We start from the raw sequence: 19,360 nt of genomic DNA, 5'->3' as shown, positions 1-19,360 counted from the left end.
GTAGATCACACTGAATCACCAATTGTTGAATTCGTCAACGAAATTTGTGCTGCAAGCAGAGGCTCCTCGAAAGTTACGTTCCGGCCCCGGCAACGTGCACCACACGAGCCTCCCAAGGGCGCAGTCTTCCAGCCTCGCCGGGCTCGGCATAGTTACCCAGGACCAGAGCACCCTCCTCCGCCAAAACAGCGGGCAGTTCCAGCTCCTGATCCGAGACGTTCGCGAGGATGAGCCATTCTGCCTCGTCCAGCCGGCGCCGGTAGGCGAACAGGTGAGGGTGTTCAGGCGCTTCCAAGTGGAAGTCGCCAAGAACAACCACATCGTGGGTGTGCCGCAGCCGGATGAGGTCCTGGTAATACCGGAAGACCGATTTCTCCGCGGAACGGTCGGTATCGGCATTGATGCGCACGTGGTTCGGGTTGACGTCGATCCAGGGCCGGCCCTCAGTGAAGCCCGCGTTCGGGCCCGCAGTCCACTGCATCGGGGTGCGGGGATTGTCCCGGCTCATGGCACGCAGTGCTTCGAGGGCCTCTTCGGCGGGCATGCCCTGCGCCGTGGACTCCGCGTAGAAGTTCAGTGACTCAACATCGCGGTACTGGTCAATCGAGGTGAAGCCGGCATTGGTCATCCCGATTTCTTCACCCTGGTACACATACGGAGTGCCGCGCTGCAGATGCAGCAGCGTGGCCCAGAGCGTGGCTGATTCGTAGCGGAATTCGTCATCCTTCCCGAACCGGGACAGATGACGCGGCTGGTCATGGTTGCTCAGGTAGAGGCTGTTCCAGCCGCGGTCCGCGAGTCCGCGCTGCCACCGGTTCCACGAAGTCTTCAGGTCCGGCAGACTGAGCGGCCGGTAATCCCACTTCCGCCCGCCGATCTGGTCCAGGCTCACATGCTCAAACTGGAACACCATGTCCAGTTCTCCCCGGTACGGGTCGGTATAGAGCAGTGCCTGGTCCACCGTGGCCCCGGGTGTTTCACCGACGGTGAGAAAGTCCCCGTCGCGCCCTGAGAACACCTCCCGGCGCATCTCCTGCAGGAACTCGTGGATCCGCGGGCCGTTGGTGAAGTGCGGGGAACCGTCACCCCAGACACTGCCCGCTCCCACCAAGCCGTCAGGAAGGGCGAGGTCCTTGGAGATGAAGTTGATGACGTCCATCCGGAAACCGTCCACGCCGCGGTCCAGCCACCAGCGCATCGTCTCATAAACGTCATGCCGGACCTTGGGGTTTTCCCAGTTCAGGTCCGGCTGATGCGGCGTGAACAGGTGCAGGTAGTACTGCCCGGTTTCGGGTTCGAAGGTCCACGCCGGACCTCCGAAGTGCGAGCCCCAGTTGTTCGGCTCCGCGCCGGGCTCCCCGGGTTCAAAGCCCGGCCGCGCATCCCGCCACCAGAAATAGTCACGGTACGGATTCTCCCGTGACTTCCGGGCCTCCTTGAACACAGGGTGCTCGCTGGAGGTGTGGTTGACCACCAGATCCATCACCAGCTTCATGCCCCGCACATGAAGCTGTCCCAGCAGCTCGTCGAAGTCCTCTTCGGTGCCGAACAACCGGTCGATCCGGCGGTAGTTGGAGATGTCGTACCCGTTGTCCCGCTGCGGTGACTCGTGCACCGGGGACAACCAGACGACGTCGACCCCCAGGTCCTGCAGGTAGTCCACGTGGGCGAGGATTCCGCGCAGGTCCCCAATTCCGTCCCCGTTGCCGTCCGCGAAACTGCGCGGATAGATCTGATAGACGACGGCGCTGGTCCACCAGGCGGGCTGGTGCGGATCGCTCATGGCTCGCTTCCTCTCGCAGGCAGTGCCTGGGAGTCTACGCGCGGCGGCGGCGCGCCAGAAGGGATCCGGCGCTGCTCCGGGCTAGTCCTCCACCGAATCTCCGCGCACCAGCCGCCGCGCCACCTCGGCAAGGAGTTCGACGCCGCGAACGGCGTCTTCATCACGGGTGAATTCAGCTTCGTTGTGCGAGATGCCCTCCACGCTGGGTACAAACAGCATCACGGTGGGCACATGGTCCTTGAGGTTGGTGGAGTCATGCCCTGCCACGGTCATGATGTCCCTGTGGCTGAAACCAAGCGCAGCTGCCGCGGCCCGGCCCAGCTGGACGCCGGCGGGCTGGTACGGGTTCAGTCCCCACTGGTGCGTGAGCGCCAGGGAGATCTCCGTGCGGGACCGGGCTTCGGCGTCGGCAATCCGCTTGTCCAGCAGGTCCATCGCGCGGGACAGGACGGATTCATCAGGTGAGCGAAGGTCCAGGTTCATGACCACCTGGCGGGCGATCGTCACCGGAGAGTTGGGCAGCACCTGCAGCTGGGAGACCGAGCTGTGCAGCAGGCCTGGTTCGAATTCATCGGTGAGGTCCCGGGCAGCGGCGATGACCAGCGCTGATCCATAGAGGGCATCCCGACGGTCAACCATCCGCGTGGACCCGGTGTGGGACTGGTCTCCGTCAACCGTGACCCGGTACTTCGCGGCCGCCCAGGTCTTGTCCACAATGCCTACCTGGGTCCCGGTCTCCTCCAGGATCCGGCCCTGTTCAATATGGATTTCCGCGTAGCGGGCAACCGAGTCCAAGGTTGGGGCAGTGCCCGGCGCGGACGGGCTGCCCAGCGCCTGGGCCACGGTGGTGCCGGCCAGGTCAGAGGTGGCGTGAGCCGTTTCGAGGGGCAGCTTGCCGGTAAAGACACCGCTGCCCATCATGCTGGGGGTGAAGCGGCTGCCTTCCTCGTTGAACCAGTTCACCACGGCCAGGTTGAAGGCGGGGACCAGCTCGCCTGCTTCCGCAGCGGCAGCTGCACGGACCACTGCATGGGCGGCTGCCAGAACTCCGTAGGCGCCGTCGTACCGTCCAGCCAGCGGCTGCGAGTCCAGGTGCGAGCCGAGCAGGACCCAGGGGGCGCCGGGAACGAGCTCGGCCAGCCCGAACTGGTTGCCCGCCGGGTCCACGGCCTCGGTGAGCCCGTGGTCCGCCAGCCAGGTGCTGAACCAGGCGCGGGTGGCGTGGTCTTCGGCTGTTCCTGCCTGGCGGTCAACACCGCCGCCCTCCGTGGCGCCGAAGCTGGACATGACGGCGAAGTCCGACAGGAAACTGGAGTTGCTGGTGCTCATCGGGAGTCCTCTGCTGTGTTGGGAAAGGAGGGGAAGTCTGGGTGCGCGTAGCGGAGCTCGCCGCCCACCATGGTGCCCAGGACCTGCGTGGCGCCGATCCGGGAGGGGTGAACCGTGGTTGGATCCTGGTCCAGGAAAACCAGGTCCGCGAGGAGGCCGGGGGAGAGGCTTCCCTTCTCACCGGAGGTGCCGGTGGCTGCGGCGGACCCGGTGGTGTAGGCCGCCAGTGCCTGCTCGGCGGTGATCCGCTCTTCCGGACCGTACGTCCTGCCGGAGGGGGTTAGCCGTTCGACGAAGGACTGCATCACATCCAGCGGCCGCCCGTTTGAGACGGGACGGTCGGAGCTGCCCGGCAGGACGGCGCCGCGGCGCAGCAGCCCGGCGGCCGAGTAGGAGAGTTCGGTGCGGGCGGGGCCGAGCAACTCCGCCATGCCGTCGCCGAATTCGGTGATGAAGTGCGGCTGCGGGACCAGGACAATCCCCGCCTCCGCGATCCGGTCCAGCTGCTCGGGCTGCACCACGCCGCCGTGCTCGATGCGGTTGGGGAAGCAGTTCAGGCCGTAAGTCTCCTGCGCCTCGGTGATGATGCTGATGGCATGCTCCACCGCGGCGTCTCCAATGGCATGCATGGCAATCGGCCACCCTGCGCGGTAAGCCGCGAGGGCCTGCTCGCGTAGCTCCCCGGCATCCATCTGCAGGTAGCCGTGGTTATGCGTGCAGCCCACATAGTCCTCGGACATGTATGCCGTGCTGCCCAGCAGCGACCCGTCGCTGAAAATCTTCACCGGACCGATCCGGAGCCATTCATCGCCCAGCCCGGAACGGATGCCGGCGTCCAGCCCCAGGCCGCCGCCGTCGTCCGAGTGCCCGGAAAGCGGGCGAAGGGCATCAAGCACCAGCATGGGCTGCATCCGCACCGAGAGGAGGCCCTTGTCCCGGGCGGACTGGTAGGCGCCGAACTCCCGGGGGGAGTGGCCAATCCAGCCGCCGGCAATTCCGGCGTCGGTGACGCTCGTGATGCCTTCGGTGAGGTAGTGCGCCGTTGCCAGTTCCAGGGCTTTCTCTATGGTCTCCAGCGGATACGGCAGCATGAGTTCCTGGATCAGCCGCATGGCGTTTTCTTCGAGGAGGCCGGTGGGCCGGCCGTCGGCTCCGCGGACCACCACGCCGCCGTCAATCACGGCGGTGAGGTCCTGCGTCGCGGCTACCAGGTCCAGTGCGGCGCTGTTCAGGGTGCAGGCGTGGCCGGAGGAGTGCTTGATCCACACCGGCCGGCCGCCCGAAGCCTCGTCCAGCCGGTCCCGGTCCGGCTGGGCGCCGCCGAGCAGCAGGGGACTGAAACCCGAGGCAACCACCCAGTCATCGGGTGCAAGCTCTGCGGCCGCAGCACCAATTGCGGCATATACGTCCTCCAGCGAACGGGCATCCCCCAGCGCTGCTTCCATCAGGCCAAGGCCGAACCACACACTGTGGCTGTGCACATCGTTGAAGCCGGGCACCACCGTCAGCCCCGCGGCGTCGAACACCGTGCGGGCGGGGATGTCGATGTCCGGATCCACAGCCAGGATCCTGCCGCCGTGAATTACCAGGGTGCCGGCCCGCGGATGTGCGGGATCCTGGGTGAGCACATGGGCATTGGTAATCAACAGGTCTGCAAGCATGGGTTCCTAGCTGTCGTGTTCCGTCCCCGGGCGAGCACGGAAATGCACAGCCTGCTGGGTGTTATTCCCATTGAACTATGGCTAAATGTCTCACTCAATGGACATAAGCCGCCACAATTGGCGGCTAAATTATGCACATCCATAAAGTTGCAGAATGACCGAAATCCCCGTCCCCAACCTGGTGCCTTCCGTCCGGACCTTTCCGCTCGAAGCCTCCGCCGGACACCAGTGGGAAGACCTGATCCGGAGGTTGTGGACCCAGCGTGATTCGCTGGTTTCGGATTTCCTCTCCCGGTTCGAAGCCGTCTCGTATGACGACGCGAAGGTGCCCGCGGAGGACGTCTACCAAACGGCCGTGGACACCATGGACATGTTCCTCTACCAGATGGCCGGATTGGAGCTTCCTCCGGATCTGCGCAACCTGCCCCGCGAAGTGGCTACGCGCCGTGCGTCGCAGGGGGTGCCGCTGCACTCCTTCCTAGAAGCCGTGCGCAACGATTTTCGGGTCCTCTGGAAGGGCCTGGAGCGCGTGGCGCACGGGGACGGCGTCAACGTCCTGGTGTCCAACATGGACCGGGTCATGGACGTGGTGGAGGGCTACGTTTCAAGCATCCAGCAGTCCTTCGTGGAAGCCGAAGCACTGCTGGCGCGGGACAAGCAGCTGTACCGCCAGCGCCTGCTCTCCCGGCTGTTCAGCGCAGAACCAAAGGCCCAGCAGGATGTTGAGGACATAGCAGCAGGGCTTGGGGTCCGGGCTGCGGATACCTTCGAACTGCTGGCGGTAATCGGAGATGCCGTAGCCGAGGCACAGCGTACGTTCCTGAATGACCGCCGGCTGCATTCCTATGAACGGGCCGGAGTCCTGTACATCTTCCGGCAGCAGCGCGCCGGCTCCTGGCAGCAGGAGCCGCCCGGGTTCGCAGCCGGCTACATCCCGGACATTGCGGGACTGTCGGCGGTTCCGGCTGCCGCCTCATCAGCCCTGGTGCTGGCGCGCAGCGGCGGCCCCGGCCTGCAGACCGTCCAGGAAGCCTGGCAGCGGATCGCAGCAGAGCTGCTGGAGCAGACACTGCCCGGATTCTGCTCCGGCGTGCAGGAAGCGCTGCGCAAATGCACGGACCACGAACGTGCCCGGCTGCTCCAGGTGGCCGAAAGCTATGCCCGCACGGGGTCCATCAAGGAAACGTCGGAGGAGCTTTACTGCCACCGCAACACCGTGGTCAACCGGCTGCATTCACTGCAGCAGGTCATTGGACTGGACCTGGCCGTCCCGGGGGAGGCCTCGTGGGCCCTAATTGCCCTCAGCACCCTCCCGGAATATCCCCGCACTGTATAAATGCCCAATCTTTGCGTAAAAGGTGGGTGAAATTTGTCATTGTTTGGTCAATTGCCGCCTGACTACGCTCAGGGAGATACCTCCCACACCGGCCCGCATGCCTCCCACTTATCGCGGTGCGGCCAGCTCGAAAGGCAACATCACTCGTGACTAACACCACCACTCGACCGGGGGAACGCGGTGCGCCCGCGACCATCTCCGGAAAGGACGCAGGCACCATTGCCCGCGCCTCCTTCGTCGGCACCGCGCTGGAATGGTACGACTACTACCTCTTTGGCACTGCCGCAGCCCTGGTCTTCAACCGCCTGTACTTCACCACCATGGATCCCACGGCGGCGCTGCTTGCTTCCTTCGCCACCTTCGGCGTCGGCTTCGCTGCCCGCCCCATCGGTGCCATCCTCTTTGGCTACATCGGTGACAAGTTCGGCCGCCGGCCGGCACTGCTGGCCACCATCGTCATGATTGGCATCGCCACCGGGCTGATCGGCCTGCTGCCCGACTTCGGTTCCATTGGACTCGCTGCGCCGATCCTCCTGGCGGTCCTGCGCCTGGTCCAGGGCCTGGCCGTCGGCGGCGAATGGGGCGGTGCGGTCACCATGGCCATCGAGCACGCGCCGGTCGAGAAGCGCGGCCGGTTCGCGGCCCTGGTCCAGGTCGGCTCTCCCGTCGGTACCCTGCTCTCCTCCGCCGCCTTCTCCCTAGTGCTGCTCTTCCCGTCGGAGACCTTCGACGCCTGGGGCTGGCGCATCCCGTTCCTGATGGCCTTCCCGCTGCTGCTCATTGCACTGTGGATCCGCATCAAGGTTGAGGAATCCCCCATCTTCAAGGACCTCCTGGCCCAGGAGGAAACCTCCAAGGTTCCTGCCCTGGACGTCTTCCGCAACGCCGGCGGACGCCTGGCTGTCGCCGTGATGGCTGCACTGCTGGGTGTGGGCGGCTTCTACATGATCACCACCTTCATTGTCAGCTACGGTTCCAACACCCTCGGCGTGGACCGGCAGATCATGGTCAATGCCACGCTGATCGCGGCCGTTGCCCAGATATTCGTCACCATTGCGATGGGCCGGCTGTCCGAAAAGATCGGCCCGGGCAAGGTCACCATGTGGGGCGGCATCCTCACCGCTGCCGCAGCATTCCCGATCTTTGCCATGGTGGACACCAAGTCCACGCCGATGATCATGCTGGCCATCACCCTGGGCATCGTGCTGATTGCCGTGGCCTACGCCGTCAACGGTGCTCTGCTGACCGAACTGTTCCCGCCGAAGCTGCGGTACTCCGGCGTTGCCCTGGGCTACAACATTGCCGGCGCCACCAGTGGTTTCATGCCGCTGCTGGCCACTGCGATGCTCGGGTTCTCCGGCAACCAGTCCTGGGGCGGCGCGCTCATCCTGGCCATCATTGCCGTGATCACCGCCGTCGGCGGTTTCCTCGGCGAGCGGCTGCGGGTGCAGGACAAGAGGATTGTCTCCGCGGACTGACCCAACCGCCGCCGCCTCATGCGCGGCAGCCACCATAATCCGGCCGGCAGGAAGGACCCGTTCCCCCATGGACTTCCTGCCGGCCTTTCAGGCAAGGCCCCGCCGGTCCCCGCGGCGGGGCCTTTTGCCGCTACCGGGCAGTTGCCTGGTGGCCTACAGCGGGAGCCGCATCAGCACCCGGGGAAAACCGTTAAGGACAGAATCGGTATCCGCGGCCTTGACGAACCCGGCTGCCTCAAACAGGCTACGGGTACCGACATACGCCATGGTCAGATCCACCTTCGCGCCCTGGTTGTCCACCGGATAGGCTTCCACGGCGGGCGCCCCGTGCCCTCGCGCGAAGTCGACGGCGCCGGACACCAGTGCGTGGGAGATTCCCCTGCCGCGGTGGCCGGGACGGACCCGGACGCACCACAGGGACCACACCGGCAGGTCATCGAGAGTGGGAATCTTCCGGTTCTTCGCAAATGAGGTGTCCGCCCGCGGATGAATCGCTGCCCACCCGGCCGGCTCGCCGTCGTCGTACGCCAGGACGCCGGGAGGCGGCACTTCGCCCAGCAGGCCCCGCATCTTCTCTCCACGTGCCTGGCGCTGCAGCGCCTGGTTCTCCTTGGAGCTCAGCAGCCGGTAGCTCAGGCACCAGCAGGCGTTGGATTCAGGATTCTTGGGACCCAGGACGGCGGCAGTATCTGCGAACACCGTTGCGGGCCGGACCTCGACTGGCATGCGCACACCCTACCGCCGAACCGGGCCAAAGCTGAGAACCGCGCGGAAACGGGCTAGACTAGCCGGTTCATCCCGGCGGATCCTCCGCCGGAAGACATAAGCAGCAGGAAAAAAGAAAAGAGAGCGCAATGTTCGCCGCTGGTGCGTCCATTACCGAGATTGAGCAGGACGTCGAGGACATGATCGTGCAGCTGGTGCACCGGCTGGGAGACCTGGCCGATGCGGACCCGGATCCGGTGGGAGCCCAGGAACGGGCCTACATCAAGGCCTTCTCCGACGTCCGGGCCAACAGCTCCATGGACCAGGCCGCACTGCTGGAAACAGCCATCAGCCGCCCCAACCTCGCAGAGTCGCTGCTGTACCTGAACCGCCGGCTGGATGCAGCGAACCTGGGCCCGCGGGACCCGGCGGGAATCATCGGCGTCGTCATCCGCCTGGCCATGGACGGGCTGTGGGTCAGCGACATCCTGGACTCCAGCCGGTTCACCAGGGCGGAGCGCGAGCGGATCACCACGCTGCTCACGGCCTTGTCCCGGCTGAGTGATGAGCGGATGGCGGAGCTGCTCCCGGAGTGCGCCGCCACCCGCTGACCGGTTACTTCTTGTCATCCCCGGTGAGCCGCTGGGACAGGTAGACCGGGATCATCGACGCCACGATCAGCACGGCGGCAATGACGTTCACCACGGGCGCCTGGTTGGGGCGGGCCATGTTGTTGAAGATCCAGATCGGGAGCGTTTCGGTGCCGGGCGGGGCGGTGAAGGTGGTGACCACCACCTCATCGAAGCTCAGCGCAAAGGCGAGCAGCCCGCCCGCAACGAACGCCGAGCGGAACCCGGGGAACGTGACCTGGAAGAAGGTCTTCACCACGTTGGCGCCCATGTCCATGGCCGCTTCCTCCAGCCCGCGGTTCATCCGGCCCAGCCGTGCCTGGACGTTGTTGAAGACCATCACGATGCAGAACGTCGCATGGCCAACAATCACGGAGAACAGCCCCAGGCCGATCCCCAGCGGTTCCAGCACGGTCTTGAACGTGTTGTTCAGGGCGACGCCGGTGACGATGCCGGGCAGCGCGATGGGCAGCACCACCAGCAGGTTGATGGTGTTCTTGCCGAAGAAGTCGTACCGGGACAGGGCAAAGGCCACCATTGAGCCCAGCAGCAGGGCGATCACGGTAGCGACGGACGCAACCTTGAGCGAGGTCCACAGGGCCTCCCGCACGCCCTCGTTGTGCCAGGCGGCGACCCACCAGCGGGTGGTGAATTCCTGAATCGGGAACGCACCCGATGTGGTGGCGTTGAACGAGTTCGCGATGACCAGCAGCAGGGGCAGGTAAATCGCGGCCATAACCAGGCCGGCGAAGACCCGAAGGGTGATTTTGGCAGAAGCCGATAGCCTCATGGGTCTCTCCTACAGTTGCTTCAGGGCGCCGGACTTGCGGGCCAGGAACAGGTAAAGCACGACGACGATGATCGGCACGGTTCCGAAGGCCGCGGCGAGCGGCGGGTTGAGGTTGATGTTCGAGGCGATCACGGTGCCGATCACCTGGGTCTTGCCGCCAACGAACTGCGCGGCAATGTAGTCGCCCAGGCTCAGCGAGAAGGTGAAGATGGACCCGGCGACGAAGGCGGGCTTCAGCAGCGGAACTGCTACCGTCCACACGGTGGCCCAGGCTTTGGCGCCGAGGTCGGAGGAGGCGTCGAACAGGCTGTCGGGGATCTGCCGGAAGGCGTTGTAGACGGGCACTGCCATGTACGGGAACCAAAGGTAGGCCAGGGTCACGATCAGCGCGGCAGTTCCGTAACCGGGGCCGGTCATGCCCAGCGGAGCCAGCAGCCAGTCCAGCGGGCCGCCGGAGGAGAAGGTGATGCGCCAGGAGAAGACCTTCACCAGGTAACCGGCCCAGAGGGGCAGGGTGATGCCGATCGCCAGGGCTGCGCGCATTTTCGGCGAAGCCACTTTTGCCATGTAGAGCCCGAGGGGCAGGGCCAGTGCGGCGCAGAGAACAGTGACCGCCAGGGCAATACCGATGGTCCGCAGGGCGGTCTGCTGGTACGCCGGGACGGTGATGATCTCAATGAAGTTCTCCAGCGTAAACGCAGGAATGACCTTCGAGGTGAAACTGTCCGTGCGCCAGAAGGCGGTGATGAACAGCAGGATCAATGACCCGATATAGAGCACGCCGAGCCAGCCGAGCGGCAGCAGGAGCAGTCCGGTCAGGCGGGCTTTCGGCCGGGCATAGAGCATGCGGGAAATGCGGTCGCCCAGGCTGTTGCGGGGCTGCACCGCCGCTGCGGGCGGGGGCGGGGTTTCGTGGATTACTGCCATGGCGCTTTTCCGGCGGATCTCCGCCGATTCTCCTCTTGGGCCGGGCCTGTGGGACGTGGTGCCGCAGTGCGCGGCTGGGAGGTTGGAAGCCGGTGGGCGGCGGCAGTTCTCTCCGCCGCCCACCGGCGGTCAGTACGGGCTGGAACTAGCCCTTGATCTCAGTCCAGGCCTTGGTCCATTCCTGGTAGTTGGTGCAGGTCACGTCCGTACGGCCGTCAACGCACTGCTCAACGGGAGTGGTCCACATCCAGACCTGCTTGTAGTAGTCCTCATCGGTGGCGTGGAAGGTCTCGCAGTGGGCTGCGTTGGCTTCGGAACCTTCACAGGCCAGGGCGTTGGCCGGGGCCATGCCGAAGTTCTGTGAGATCTGGGCGTTGACCTCGGCGGAGGAGGCGTAATCCATCCACTTGTAGGCGCAGTTCGGGTTCTTCGCCTCGGCGGCGATCATCCAGGTGTCGGACCAGCCGGTGGCGCCTTCCTTGGGCAGCACGGACTCGACCTTGCCGCCGTCGCCCTGGGCCAGGTTCACGATGACCTGCCAGCCGGTGCCCATGTGGGCGGTGCCGAAGGAGATTGAGCTGACGGCCTTCAGGGCGTCGTTCCAGTACTCGCCCACCAGGCCGTTCTGGGTCTTGAGCAGTTCGACGGCAGCAGCGAGCTGCTCCTCGTCGAGGGCATAGGGATTGGTGATGCCCAGGTCCGGCTGGGTGGCCATCAGGTACACGGCGGCGTCGGCGATGTAGATCGGGGAGTCGTACGCCATGGTCTTGCCGGCGTAGTCGGTGTCCTCTTCCCACAGCGGCGCCCAGGAATCCGGGGCTTCGGAGACGTGGTCGGTGTTGTACATCAGCACGTTCGCGCCGCGGCCGATCGGAACGCCGTAGCTCTTGCCGTTGAGCGTGTCGTAGACCTGTCCCTTCAGGCCGTCCACGATGTTGCCGAAGTTGGGGATCAGGTCGGTGTTGATCGGGGCCACGTCGCCGCCGGCGATCAGGCGCAGGGAGGCATCGCCGGAGGCCGAAACCAGGTCGTATTCACCGCTGCGCATCAGCTGGACCATTTCATCCGAGGTGGCACCGACCTTGCGGTTCACCTGGCACTTGGTCTCTTCCTCGAACGCGGAAACCCAGTCGGCGTCCGGGTTGGTGGAGCCGTCTTCCACGAAGCCGGCCCAGGCAATGATGTTGACCTGGCCTTCGCTTTCGCCGATTTCGGTGGCCATGGGCAGGTCAGGGACCTGGATGCCGGAGGTGCCGGAATCGGTGGAGGCATCTCCGCCGCAGCCGGCCAGGACCAGCGAGAGCGAGGCTAGCGCTGCCAGGGGCAGGGCCTTGGTGATCTTCATGGGTGAACCTTTCATAGTGGGGTGCGGAGCGGGTGGTGCAGGGCCGGTGGTGGCTGGCCGGGTGGGATAAAGGTGTTAGGAGACGTGGAAGTTGAACCGGGAGGGCCACTGCAGTTCGACGGCGTCGCCGCGGGCTGCTTCCGTGGCCCGGGAGTCGTTCTGCTCCTGGACGATCAGCCGGTCCCCGGTGTCGGTCAGGGCGACGTAGCGCGTAGTGGGCCCGGTGTACACGATTTCCTCAATGACTGCCGGAACGGAGGAGAAGCCCTCCGGTGCCAGGGCACCGGGGGCAGCAAGGTGGATCCGTTCGGGGCGGATGCTCACCAGACCGTCGGCGCCGGTGAGCCGGCGGGCGAGCCCGCCCTCCACCAGGTTGGTGCTGCCAAGGAAGGTGGCCACGAAGCGGGTGGCGGGCCGCTCGTAAAGGTCTTCCGGGGTTCCCACCTGCTCGATCCCGCCGTCGTTGAACACGGCAATGCGGTCTGAGAGGGTGAGTGCCTCTTCCTGGTCGTGGGTGACGAAGATGAAGGTGATGCCCACTTCACGCTGGATCTGCTTGAGCTCAATCTGCATCTGTTCGCGCAGCTGCTTGTCCAGGGCCCCAAGGGGCTCATCGAGGAGCAGGACCTGCGGGCGCAGGATCAGTGCCCGTGCCAGGGCAATACGCTGCCGCTGCCCGCCGGAGAGCTGGGAGGGCAGCCGCCCGGCGACGTGGGGCAGGCGGACCATCTCCAGTGCCTCGGCAACGCGGCGCTCACGTTCAGCCCTGGGTGTCTTGCGCAGCTTCAGGCCATAGCCCACATTCTGGGCCACCGTGAGGTGAGGGAAGAGGGCATAGTCCTGGAAGACGGTGTTGACGTCGCGTTCAAAGGGGGCCTTGGAGGTGACGTCGGTGCCGTGCAGCTTGATGGTGCCGCTGGTAACGGGCTCGAAGCCGGCAACCATGCGCAGCACCGTTGTCTTGCCGGAGCCGGAGGGACCCAGCAGGGAGAAGAACTCGCCGGAACGGATGTCCAGGTCCAGGTTCTTGACCGCGGTGAAATCACCGAAGCTCTTCGTCACGGCCGAGAGACTGATGGCGTTGCCGGAGGCAGCCCGATCCTCGGCGGAGATGGAGATAGGTGCAGCACTGGCTCGCACGGTGGTTCCTTTCACTTCAGCTGGAAGCGCCGAAGCGCGTCAGGTAGTAAAGCTATGAAACCAGATGTTATATGTAATTCAGGTCACTTCAAGTAAATTTCTTGTTACGGATGCGCGGCCCCGCACTCTGGCGCCAGCCGGACCGTCAAGCTGGAAAGATCGTGAACATGCCCCACAACACCGCTCCCCAGAAACGCCTCCTAACTGCTGTCTTCGCTCCGCTGGGTGACGCCGGCAAGGCCAGCCGCGTCGAAGAGCGCATAGTTCAGGGGATTTCTGCTGGTGCGCTGCTGGACGGAGACCGTCTGCCAACCGAGATGGAACTGGCCGCGTCCATGGGTGTTGCCACAGTGACGGCCCGCGAAGCGCTGGCCGGGCTGCGCTCCCGCGGGCTGGTTGAAACCAGGCGCGGACGCGAAGGCGGCACTTTTGTGACGCTGCCTTCGGGGGACCGGTCAGTGCTGGTGCGGCGCCGGCTGACCTCCATGAGCCGGGTGGAGCTGCGTGACCTCGCCATCCATTACGCCGCCATCGCGGCCACCGCCGCGGAGCTGGCTGCCGAAGCCGCCGAACACGAGGACGTGCAGGCGCTGGAACAGCTGCTGGATGTACCCGCCCGCAGCAGCCGCGCCGTCGGGGATTTCCTGTTGGAACTGGCGGCACTCAGCCAGTCAGCCCGGCTGACCCGAGAATACGTCCGCCTGCATACCGACTACGGGTCGCTCCTGGGCCTGGCGCACGCCGACCCGGTTTTTGACTCCACCATGGTTCGGCTGTGCCGCCGGATCTGCACTGCTGTCTCCGAGGCCGATCCCTCGACGGCGCGCTCACTGGTCCGCCAGTATGTCCAGGCCTCCGTGGCCTGGCTGATCGATGAACATACCCGTCTGCACTCCGCCGCCCTCACTACGGCGGAGCCATCACCCCCCGCACCCGCCAGGAGGAAAGCATGAGCATTTCCCGCAGTGAATCCCAACCGTTTCCGGCAGCGCAGCCGGAAGACGTCGGCATCTTTTTCCAGGAGCTCCTGGAACATCTCGAAGAGTGGAAGCCCCGGCTGGAGGCCCTGTTCAGCGACCCGGCGGCGCCGCCGCTGCGCCGGGAGGTGGATGCCGCCGTCGAGCCCCTAACGACTGCGCTGCTGGGAGGCAGCGACTATCCGGTTGCCGGAGGCGGGTTTGTGGCAGCGCACCAGGCTGTAAGCGATGCGCCCTGGCATATGGCCTGGTGGCAGGGCCGCAGCAAGGAAAACCAGCTGCTCACTTCACTCGAGAGCATGGGGGAGGCCTATGCCAGGCGGGAATGGTTCTCGGTTCCGCTGGAGACGGGTGCCAGCCATGTGACCGGCCCGTATGTGGATTTCATCTGCACTGACGAGTACACCGTTACCCTCACTTCCCCTGTCAGCGTGGGCGGACGGGTTGTGGGCGTGGTGGGCGCGGATGTCTTCGTGGAGTCGCTGGAGGAAGTGCTGCTCCCGGACCTGCGCAGCCTGCACCCCGAGGCGTCCCTGGTCAACCGGGTAGGGCGTGTGGTGGTCTCAGCGGATCCGCAGCTGGCGGCCGGACGGCTTCTGGTGGGGGACTGGCGCAACGCTCCTGATCTGCTGCGGATGGAACTCCGCGGAGCCGAGTACGCCGGGCGCCTGGCGGCAGTTTATCCGTGCGGCAGCCTGCCGCTGGCGGTCGCGGTCCCCGCGTAACGCTTCCTCCCTGCCCCGCCGAAAGGCCAGTTACGGCTCTTCTCAGCCGTCAGAAGAGCCGTAAGTGCCCTCTCGACGGAGGACGGGCGGGCTCAGACAGCGGACGCCGGGCGTGCCGGAATGTGGAAGAACGGCACGGTGCGGTTGACCATGGGACCGATCAGCAGGGCAAAAGCCACAGTGCCCAGTCCGACGGCGCCCCCGAGCGCCCAGCCGATGGCGAGCACAGTAACTTCAATGCCTGTGCGCACCGCCCACAGGGGCCAGCCGAAACGGGCATGGAGTCCGGTCATCAGTCCGTCCCGCGGGCCGGGCCCCATCCGCGCACCGATGTACAGTCCGGTTGCCACCGCCAGCAGTCCCAGTCCGGCGGCGAACATCAGGATCCGGGCCCACAGCTGCGCCGGTTCGGATACCAGGGCCAGCGCCACCTCGGCGCTCGGTCCCACCAGCAGAACGTTCAGGACCGTACCTGCACCGGGTTTCTGCCGCAGCGGAATCCAGAGCAGCAGCACCGCCAGCCCGATCAGGTTGGTGACAAGCCCAAACGCGATCCCCGTCTGGATGCTGGTGCCCTGCCCCAGCACGTCCCACGGCGAGACGCCCAGACCGGCACGGATCATCAATCCGATGGAGAAACCGTAGAAGAAAAGGCCGGCCAGCAGCTGAAGCACCCGGCGGAGGAAGTTCACGGACATGGACTCAACCAAACTCCTCCCGGCCCGGTAATCCAAAAGCGCCCCTCAGAGAGGAGAAATATGGGGTAACCGGTTAAGCACGCAGGCGTATGACGGCGTCGGCGTTGCCTGCGTGGCGGGCAACCAGTTCCGCGTTGGCCTGGTCACTGCCCAGTGCCCACGCCCGGGCGTCAGCGGGGCTCTTTCCAAATGATTCATGCCGTGCTGCCAGCCGTTTCAGCCGTTCACCTTCGTCCAGTTCGAGATACCAGACGGCGTCGAGCTGGGCCCGGGCCCGAGACCAGTCACCGGAGTCCAGCAGCAGGTAATTTCCTTCCGTGATGACCAGCGGGACGCTGCGTTCCACCGGAACGGCAGAACCAATGGGTTCTTCGAGGTCCCGCCGGAATTCCGGGGCGTAGACCACCGGCTCCTGCTGCTCCCGCAGCCGGCCCAGCAGTGCCGCGTACCCGCCGTCGTCGAACGTATCCGGGGCGCCTTTGCGCTCCCGGATGCCCCTTGACTCCAGGACCTGGTTAGCCAGATGGAAGCCATCCATGGAAACCACGACGGCGAGCTGAAGTCCCAGTCCTGCGGCCAGAGCGGAGGCCAGGGTGGATTTGCCTGCGCCGGGCGGGCCGGTGATGCCGAGGATGCGCCGGGGCCCAGCAGCAAGGCGGCGTGCCTCGGCAGTGAGTTCGGAGAATGTGCGGTCCAGGATCTGCATGTGTTCCATCTTTGCGCAGGGGCTGGAATGTTCCGGGGTGCCGGTGGGTTAATGGCTGTGTAACTGAATATGGGGATGATCGGTATCGACGATGTTTGCCGTATCTGGGGAAGCGGGCCGAGGATGCAGGGTTATCTCGCAAACGCCCCCTGTAAACAAATAAGTGCCAAACCTATGCGCACTGACTTCGCTCTCGCCGCCTAGGCCAGAGTGAGTCCGTCAGACCGGAAACGCTTCCGTTCCGGATCCTGGCGTCGTTAAGGAAGCCACTGCCGGACACCGCTGCCGTTCAGGTGTCCGGGACGACTGGAACGGCTGGGCCTGGATCAGCCACCCGCCTGCGGGAGGGCTGGGGCCGAGAAAATCCACAGCAGGCTGCGCCCGGAGAAGCCCAGGCACGTCGGCGTCGGACGGGGGTTCGATTCCCCCCATCTCCACCAGGCTGCGTCCCGTCTCGAAAGGCCGGGGCGCAGTCTTTTCTATGCCTGCAGCCGTGGCCGGCGGGTCCCCGCTGCTAGCGGGCGCCCGAGGACTCCCGAACCACAAGCTCCGGCTGGAATCTCACGTGGCGGTGGCGGTGGTCTTCAGCCAGCTCGTCCTCCAGCAGCTCAACCGCAGTGCGCCCAATCAGCCGGGCCGGCTGGCGGATGGAAGACAGGGGAACGATCGCGGACGGCGCGAAGTCGATGTCGTCATAACCGACCAGGGCGATGTCCTGGGGCACCCGGATGCGGTGGTCGAAGACGAAGGCCTGCAGCAGCCCGATCGCCAGCAGGTCATTGGCGGCGAACACTGCCTCGGGCCGGGACCGGGCCGGACGGCGGAGCAGTTCCTCGCCCACCCGCCTGCCCTCAAGCACCGTCAGGGCCGTGGTGCCTACGACGTCCAGTGAAGATCCGGGCACTGCTTCCACGGCTGCCTGGGCGCCGGCCTGTCGGTCGGTCACCTGGTGCAGGCCTGCAGGGCCGCCCACGAACGTGATGCTGCGCGCGCCTCCGGAGAGCAGGTGGGCGACTGCCAATCGCCCGCCTTCGACGTCGTCCACTGCCAGGGAACAGTACTGGGAGGCGGGAGCCTGTTCATCCACCAGCACCACCGGAGTGCCGCGGGAACTAAGCCGGTCAATGCGGCTGCGGTCCTGGGAGGACTGCGGCGTAATGAGCACCCCGCGCACCCGCTGTTCCTCGAACAGATCCAGGTAGACCTCTTCGCGTGTGCGGGAGAGCCCCGAGTTGCCCACGATTACGGCCTGGCCGAGGGTATCCGCTGCGGCTTCGGCTCCGCGGGCGATCTCGTTGTAGAACGGGTTGCCTGTGTCCTGGACTACCAGTCCGATGGTCCGGGAGCGGCCGGCCTTGAGCTGGCGTGCGACGTCGTTGCGGACATATCCAAGGTCCTCGATCACCTTCAGGACCCGGCGGCGCCGGTCCTCGGAGACGACTTCCGGCCGGTTGATCACGTTGGAAACCGTTCCAATCGAGACCTTGGCTTCCCGGGCGACGTCCTTGATGCTGACCGGGAATCTGTCCATTTCTCTTCTCTTCCGTCCGGACGGGGTCCACTTCTCCTGGCACCGTCACCGGCGGGCCGGGCCCGCGGGACAGGTTCTTATTGTAAGCAGCATGTCCTTTGGGCGCCGGAGCGCCGGCTGATGTTACAGGGCGGCCCGGACCCGCGGCTCGTAGCGGATCGGTTCGAAGGTGCGGGCAACCAGACGGCGCAGTTCCTCCAGCCCGCCCGAAACCAGGCCCGCAGCCCGTGCCTGGACCAGCACGTTGCCAATCGCCGTGGCTTCGACCGGGCCAGCGTAAACCGTGCGCCCGGTCCGGTCTGCTGTGAGCTGGCAGAGCAGGGTGTTCTGCGAGCCGCCGCCCACCACATGCACGGTGCGGATACTGCGTCCGGTGAGGGTTTCCATCTGTTCGATGACATCCGCGTAGGCGGCTGCCAGCGATTCAAGGATCGAGCGGACCATTTCGGCCCGCCCGCGGGGCGGCTGCACTCCGTGCTCTTCGCACCAGCCGGTAATCCGTGCGGGCATATCGCCCGGTGCCGTGAAGCGTTCGTCCTGCACATCGAACACCGGCACCGGAGCGGTGACCGCTGCCGCCTGGCTGATCAGCTCGGCCAGGTTGCTGGTGCGCTGGGAATCGGTGGTGCCGGGTCCGTCCCACGTGCGGATGGACTCGGAGAGCAGCCACAGCCCGGACACGTTCTTCAGGTACCGGATGCGCCCGTCCACGCCGCCTTCATTCGTGAAGTTGGCGGCATGGCTCTCGGGAGTCAGGACCGGGCCGGGCAATTCAACACCCACAAGCGACCAGGTGCCCGAGGAGATGAAGGCTGCATTCTCATCGGCGAACGGAACCGCCACTACGGCGGACGCAGTGTCGTGTGAACCGACTGCGGTGACCGGAACGCCGGCCGGGGCACCGAGCTCTCCGGCCACGAAGGGCAGCAGCCCGCCGATCTGCTTCCCCGGAGCGATGAGCGGAGCGAACAGGTCAGCGGAAAGCCCGAGCCTGTCCATCAGCGCGGTGTCCCACTGCCGGGTCCGGGCATCGAGCAGCCCGGTGGTTGCGGCGTTGGTCTCCTCGGTGACCTGCCTGCCGGTGAGCCAGTAGGCAATGAGGTCCGGGATCATCAGCGCCCGCTCCGCCATGGCCAGGTCCCCGCGCTGCCGGTCCACGGCCAGCTGGAACACGGTATTGAACGGGAGATGCTGCAGCCCGCTGCGGGAATAGAGCTCCTCCGGGGAAACTGCCGCGTGCACGGCCTGGACACCGCCGGCGGTGCGGTGGTCACGGTAGTGGTAGGGCAGGCCGAGCAGCTTCCCGCCGCGCAGCAGCCCGTAATCCACTGCCCAGGAGTCGACGCCGATGGACCGGACGTCAGGTTCCTCCCGGAAGGCCTGGGCCAGCCCGGCGGTCAGTGACCGGTAGAGCTCGGTGATATTCCAGTGCAGGCCGGGCCCGTCCCCCTCGTGCAGCCGGACCGGCTGGTTGGGGAAACGGGCCACGTGCCGCATCCGGATCCGCCCGCCGGACACGCCGCCGAGGATGACCCGGCCGCTGGTCGCCCCGAGGTCGACGGCCGCTACGGATGCCGTTTGCTCCATGGTCACTCTGTCC

General features: G+C 65.7%; 17 protein-coding genes and 1 other RNA gene. 6 read left to right on the top strand and 12 right to left on the bottom strand.

Going from position 1 to position 19,360, the window contains the following annotated elements; translation table 11 throughout:
• Nucleotides 1-73: 73 nt before the first annotated feature.
• The 3 genes from AO716_RS00170 to AO716_RS00160 form a co-directional block, all read right to left on the bottom strand.
• Nucleotides 74-1,783, bottom strand: a complete 1,710-nt coding sequence (locus AO716_RS00170; RefSeq protein ID WP_055238945.1) for an alpha-glucosidase — start codon at nucleotides 1,781-1,783, stop codon at nucleotides 74-76.
• A gap of 81 nt (nucleotides 1,784-1,864) precedes the next feature.
• On the bottom strand, nucleotides 1,865-3,112 hold the full coding sequence (locus AO716_RS00165) for a M20 family metallo-hydrolase (protein WP_055238944.1): 1,248 nt from the start codon (nucleotides 3,110-3,112) through the stop codon (nucleotides 1,865-1,867).
• Nucleotides 3,109-4,773: an amidohydrolase gene (locus AO716_RS00160; RefSeq protein WP_055238943.1), complete on the bottom strand. Its 1,665-nt coding sequence runs from the start codon at nucleotides 4,771-4,773 to the stop codon at nucleotides 3,109-3,111. The genes AO716_RS00165 and AO716_RS00160 overlap by 4 nt, the downstream gene beginning before the upstream one ends.
• 154 nt (nucleotides 4,774-4,927) lie before the next feature.
• Here AO716_RS00160 and AO716_RS00155 point away from each other — a divergent pair, with 154 nt between their 5' ends.
• The gene (locus AO716_RS00155; protein WP_082413206.1) at nucleotides 4,928-6,109 is read left to right on the top strand and encodes a helix-turn-helix domain-containing protein; all 1,182 of its coding nucleotides are present in this window, start codon (nucleotides 4,928-4,930) and stop codon (nucleotides 6,107-6,109) included.
• Nucleotides 6,110-6,255: 146 nt separating this feature from the next.
• Nucleotides 6,256-7,587 (top strand): MFS transporter, encoded by a 1,332-nt coding sequence (locus AO716_RS00150; protein WP_055238942.1) that lies wholly within the window; start codon nucleotides 6,256-6,258, stop codon nucleotides 7,585-7,587.
• Nucleotides 7,588-7,740: 153 nt separating this feature from the next.
• Here AO716_RS00150 and AO716_RS00145 read toward each other — a convergent pair whose 3' ends face one another.
• A complete protein-coding gene (locus AO716_RS00145; protein ID WP_055238941.1) occupies nucleotides 7,741-8,313 on the bottom strand; it encodes a GNAT family N-acetyltransferase in 573 nt (190 codons plus the stop codon).
• Nucleotides 8,314-8,441: 128 nt separating this feature from the next.
• On the opposite strand from AO716_RS00145, the gene AO716_RS00140 reads away from it, so the two are divergent.
• Complete coding sequence (locus AO716_RS00140; protein ID WP_055238940.1) at nucleotides 8,442-8,903, top strand: hypothetical protein; 462 nt, start codon at nucleotides 8,442-8,444, stop codon at nucleotides 8,901-8,903.
• A gap of 4 nt (nucleotides 8,904-8,907) precedes the next feature.
• Here AO716_RS00140 and AO716_RS00135 read toward each other — a convergent pair whose 3' ends face one another.
• The 4 genes from AO716_RS00135 to AO716_RS00120 form a co-directional block, all read right to left on the bottom strand.
• A complete protein-coding gene (locus AO716_RS00135) occupies nucleotides 8,908-9,711 on the bottom strand; it encodes an ABC transporter permease (RefSeq protein WP_055238939.1) in 804 nt (267 codons plus the stop codon).
• Between the two features lie 9 nt (nucleotides 9,712-9,720).
• On the bottom strand, nucleotides 9,721-10,638 hold the full coding sequence (locus tag AO716_RS00130; protein WP_082413205.1) for an ABC transporter permease: 918 nt from the start codon (nucleotides 10,636-10,638) through the stop codon (nucleotides 9,721-9,723).
• Nucleotides 10,639-10,783: 145 nt separating this feature from the next.
• Nucleotides 10,784-11,983 carry an extracellular solute-binding protein gene (locus tag AO716_RS00125; protein ID WP_055238938.1) on the bottom strand — a complete coding sequence of 400 codons (1,200 nt, stop codon included), beginning with the start codon at nucleotides 11,981-11,983 and terminating at the stop codon, nucleotides 10,784-10,786.
• 75 nt (nucleotides 11,984-12,058) lie between these two features.
• Entirely contained in the window at nucleotides 12,059-13,123 is a 1,065-nt protein-coding gene (locus AO716_RS00120; protein ID WP_082413204.1) for an ABC transporter ATP-binding protein, read from the bottom strand.
• A 167-nt stretch (nucleotides 13,124-13,290) separates the two neighbouring features.
• Here AO716_RS00120 and AO716_RS00115 point away from each other — a divergent pair, with 167 nt between their 5' ends.
• Together AO716_RS00115 and AO716_RS00110 are read left to right on the top strand one after the other, a co-directional pair.
• Nucleotides 13,291-14,076 carry a FadR/GntR family transcriptional regulator gene (locus AO716_RS00115; RefSeq protein ID WP_152969801.1) on the top strand — a complete coding sequence of 262 codons (786 nt, stop codon included), beginning with the start codon at nucleotides 13,291-13,293 and terminating at the stop codon, nucleotides 14,074-14,076.
• Nucleotides 14,073-14,825: a hypothetical protein gene (locus AO716_RS00110; protein WP_055238936.1), complete on the top strand. Its 753-nt coding sequence runs from the start codon at nucleotides 14,073-14,075 to the stop codon at nucleotides 14,823-14,825. Before AO716_RS00115 ends, AO716_RS00110 begins: the two co-directional genes overlap by 4 nt.
• A gap of 92 nt (nucleotides 14,826-14,917) precedes the next feature.
• Here the strand turns inward: AO716_RS00110 and AO716_RS00105 are convergent, their stop codons facing one another.
• Both AO716_RS00105 and AO716_RS00100 read right to left on the bottom strand, forming a co-directional pair.
• The gene (locus tag AO716_RS00105; protein ID WP_055238935.1) at nucleotides 14,918-15,523 is read right to left on the bottom strand and encodes a YczE/YyaS/YitT family protein; all 606 of its coding nucleotides are present in this window, start codon (nucleotides 15,521-15,523) and stop codon (nucleotides 14,918-14,920) included.
• 73 nt (nucleotides 15,524-15,596) lie between these two features.
• Complete coding sequence (locus AO716_RS00100; protein WP_200907567.1) at nucleotides 15,597-16,229, bottom strand: nucleoside/nucleotide kinase family protein; 633 nt, start codon at nucleotides 16,227-16,229, stop codon at nucleotides 15,597-15,599.
• Between the two features lie 71 nt (nucleotides 16,230-16,300).
• On the opposite strand from AO716_RS00100, the gene ssrA reads away from it, so the two are divergent.
• Nucleotides 16,301-16,669, top strand: a transfer-messenger RNA (tmRNA) gene (gene ssrA, locus AO716_RS16825).
• A gap of 74 nt (nucleotides 16,670-16,743) precedes the next feature.
• Here the strand turns inward: ssrA and AO716_RS00095 are convergent.
• Together AO716_RS00095 and AO716_RS00090 are read right to left on the bottom strand one after the other, a co-directional pair.
• The gene (locus AO716_RS00095; protein WP_055238933.1) at nucleotides 16,744-17,760 is read right to left on the bottom strand and encodes a LacI family DNA-binding transcriptional regulator; all 1,017 of its coding nucleotides are present in this window, start codon (nucleotides 17,758-17,760) and stop codon (nucleotides 16,744-16,746) included.
• A 123-nt stretch (nucleotides 17,761-17,883) separates the two neighbouring features.
• Nucleotides 17,884-19,347: a rhamnulokinase gene (locus AO716_RS00090; RefSeq protein ID WP_055238985.1), complete on the bottom strand. Its 1,464-nt coding sequence runs from the start codon at nucleotides 19,345-19,347 to the stop codon at nucleotides 17,884-17,886.
• Nucleotides 19,348-19,360: the final 13 nt, after the last annotated feature.

This window comes from Arthrobacter sp. Edens01, assembly GCF_001307035.1.
Taxonomy (GTDB): Bacteria; Actinomycetota; Actinomycetes; order Actinomycetales; family Micrococcaceae; genus Arthrobacter_B.
The sequence above is the reverse complement of the archived record's forward strand: the minus strand, read 5'-3'. Positions and strand labels throughout refer to the sequence as shown.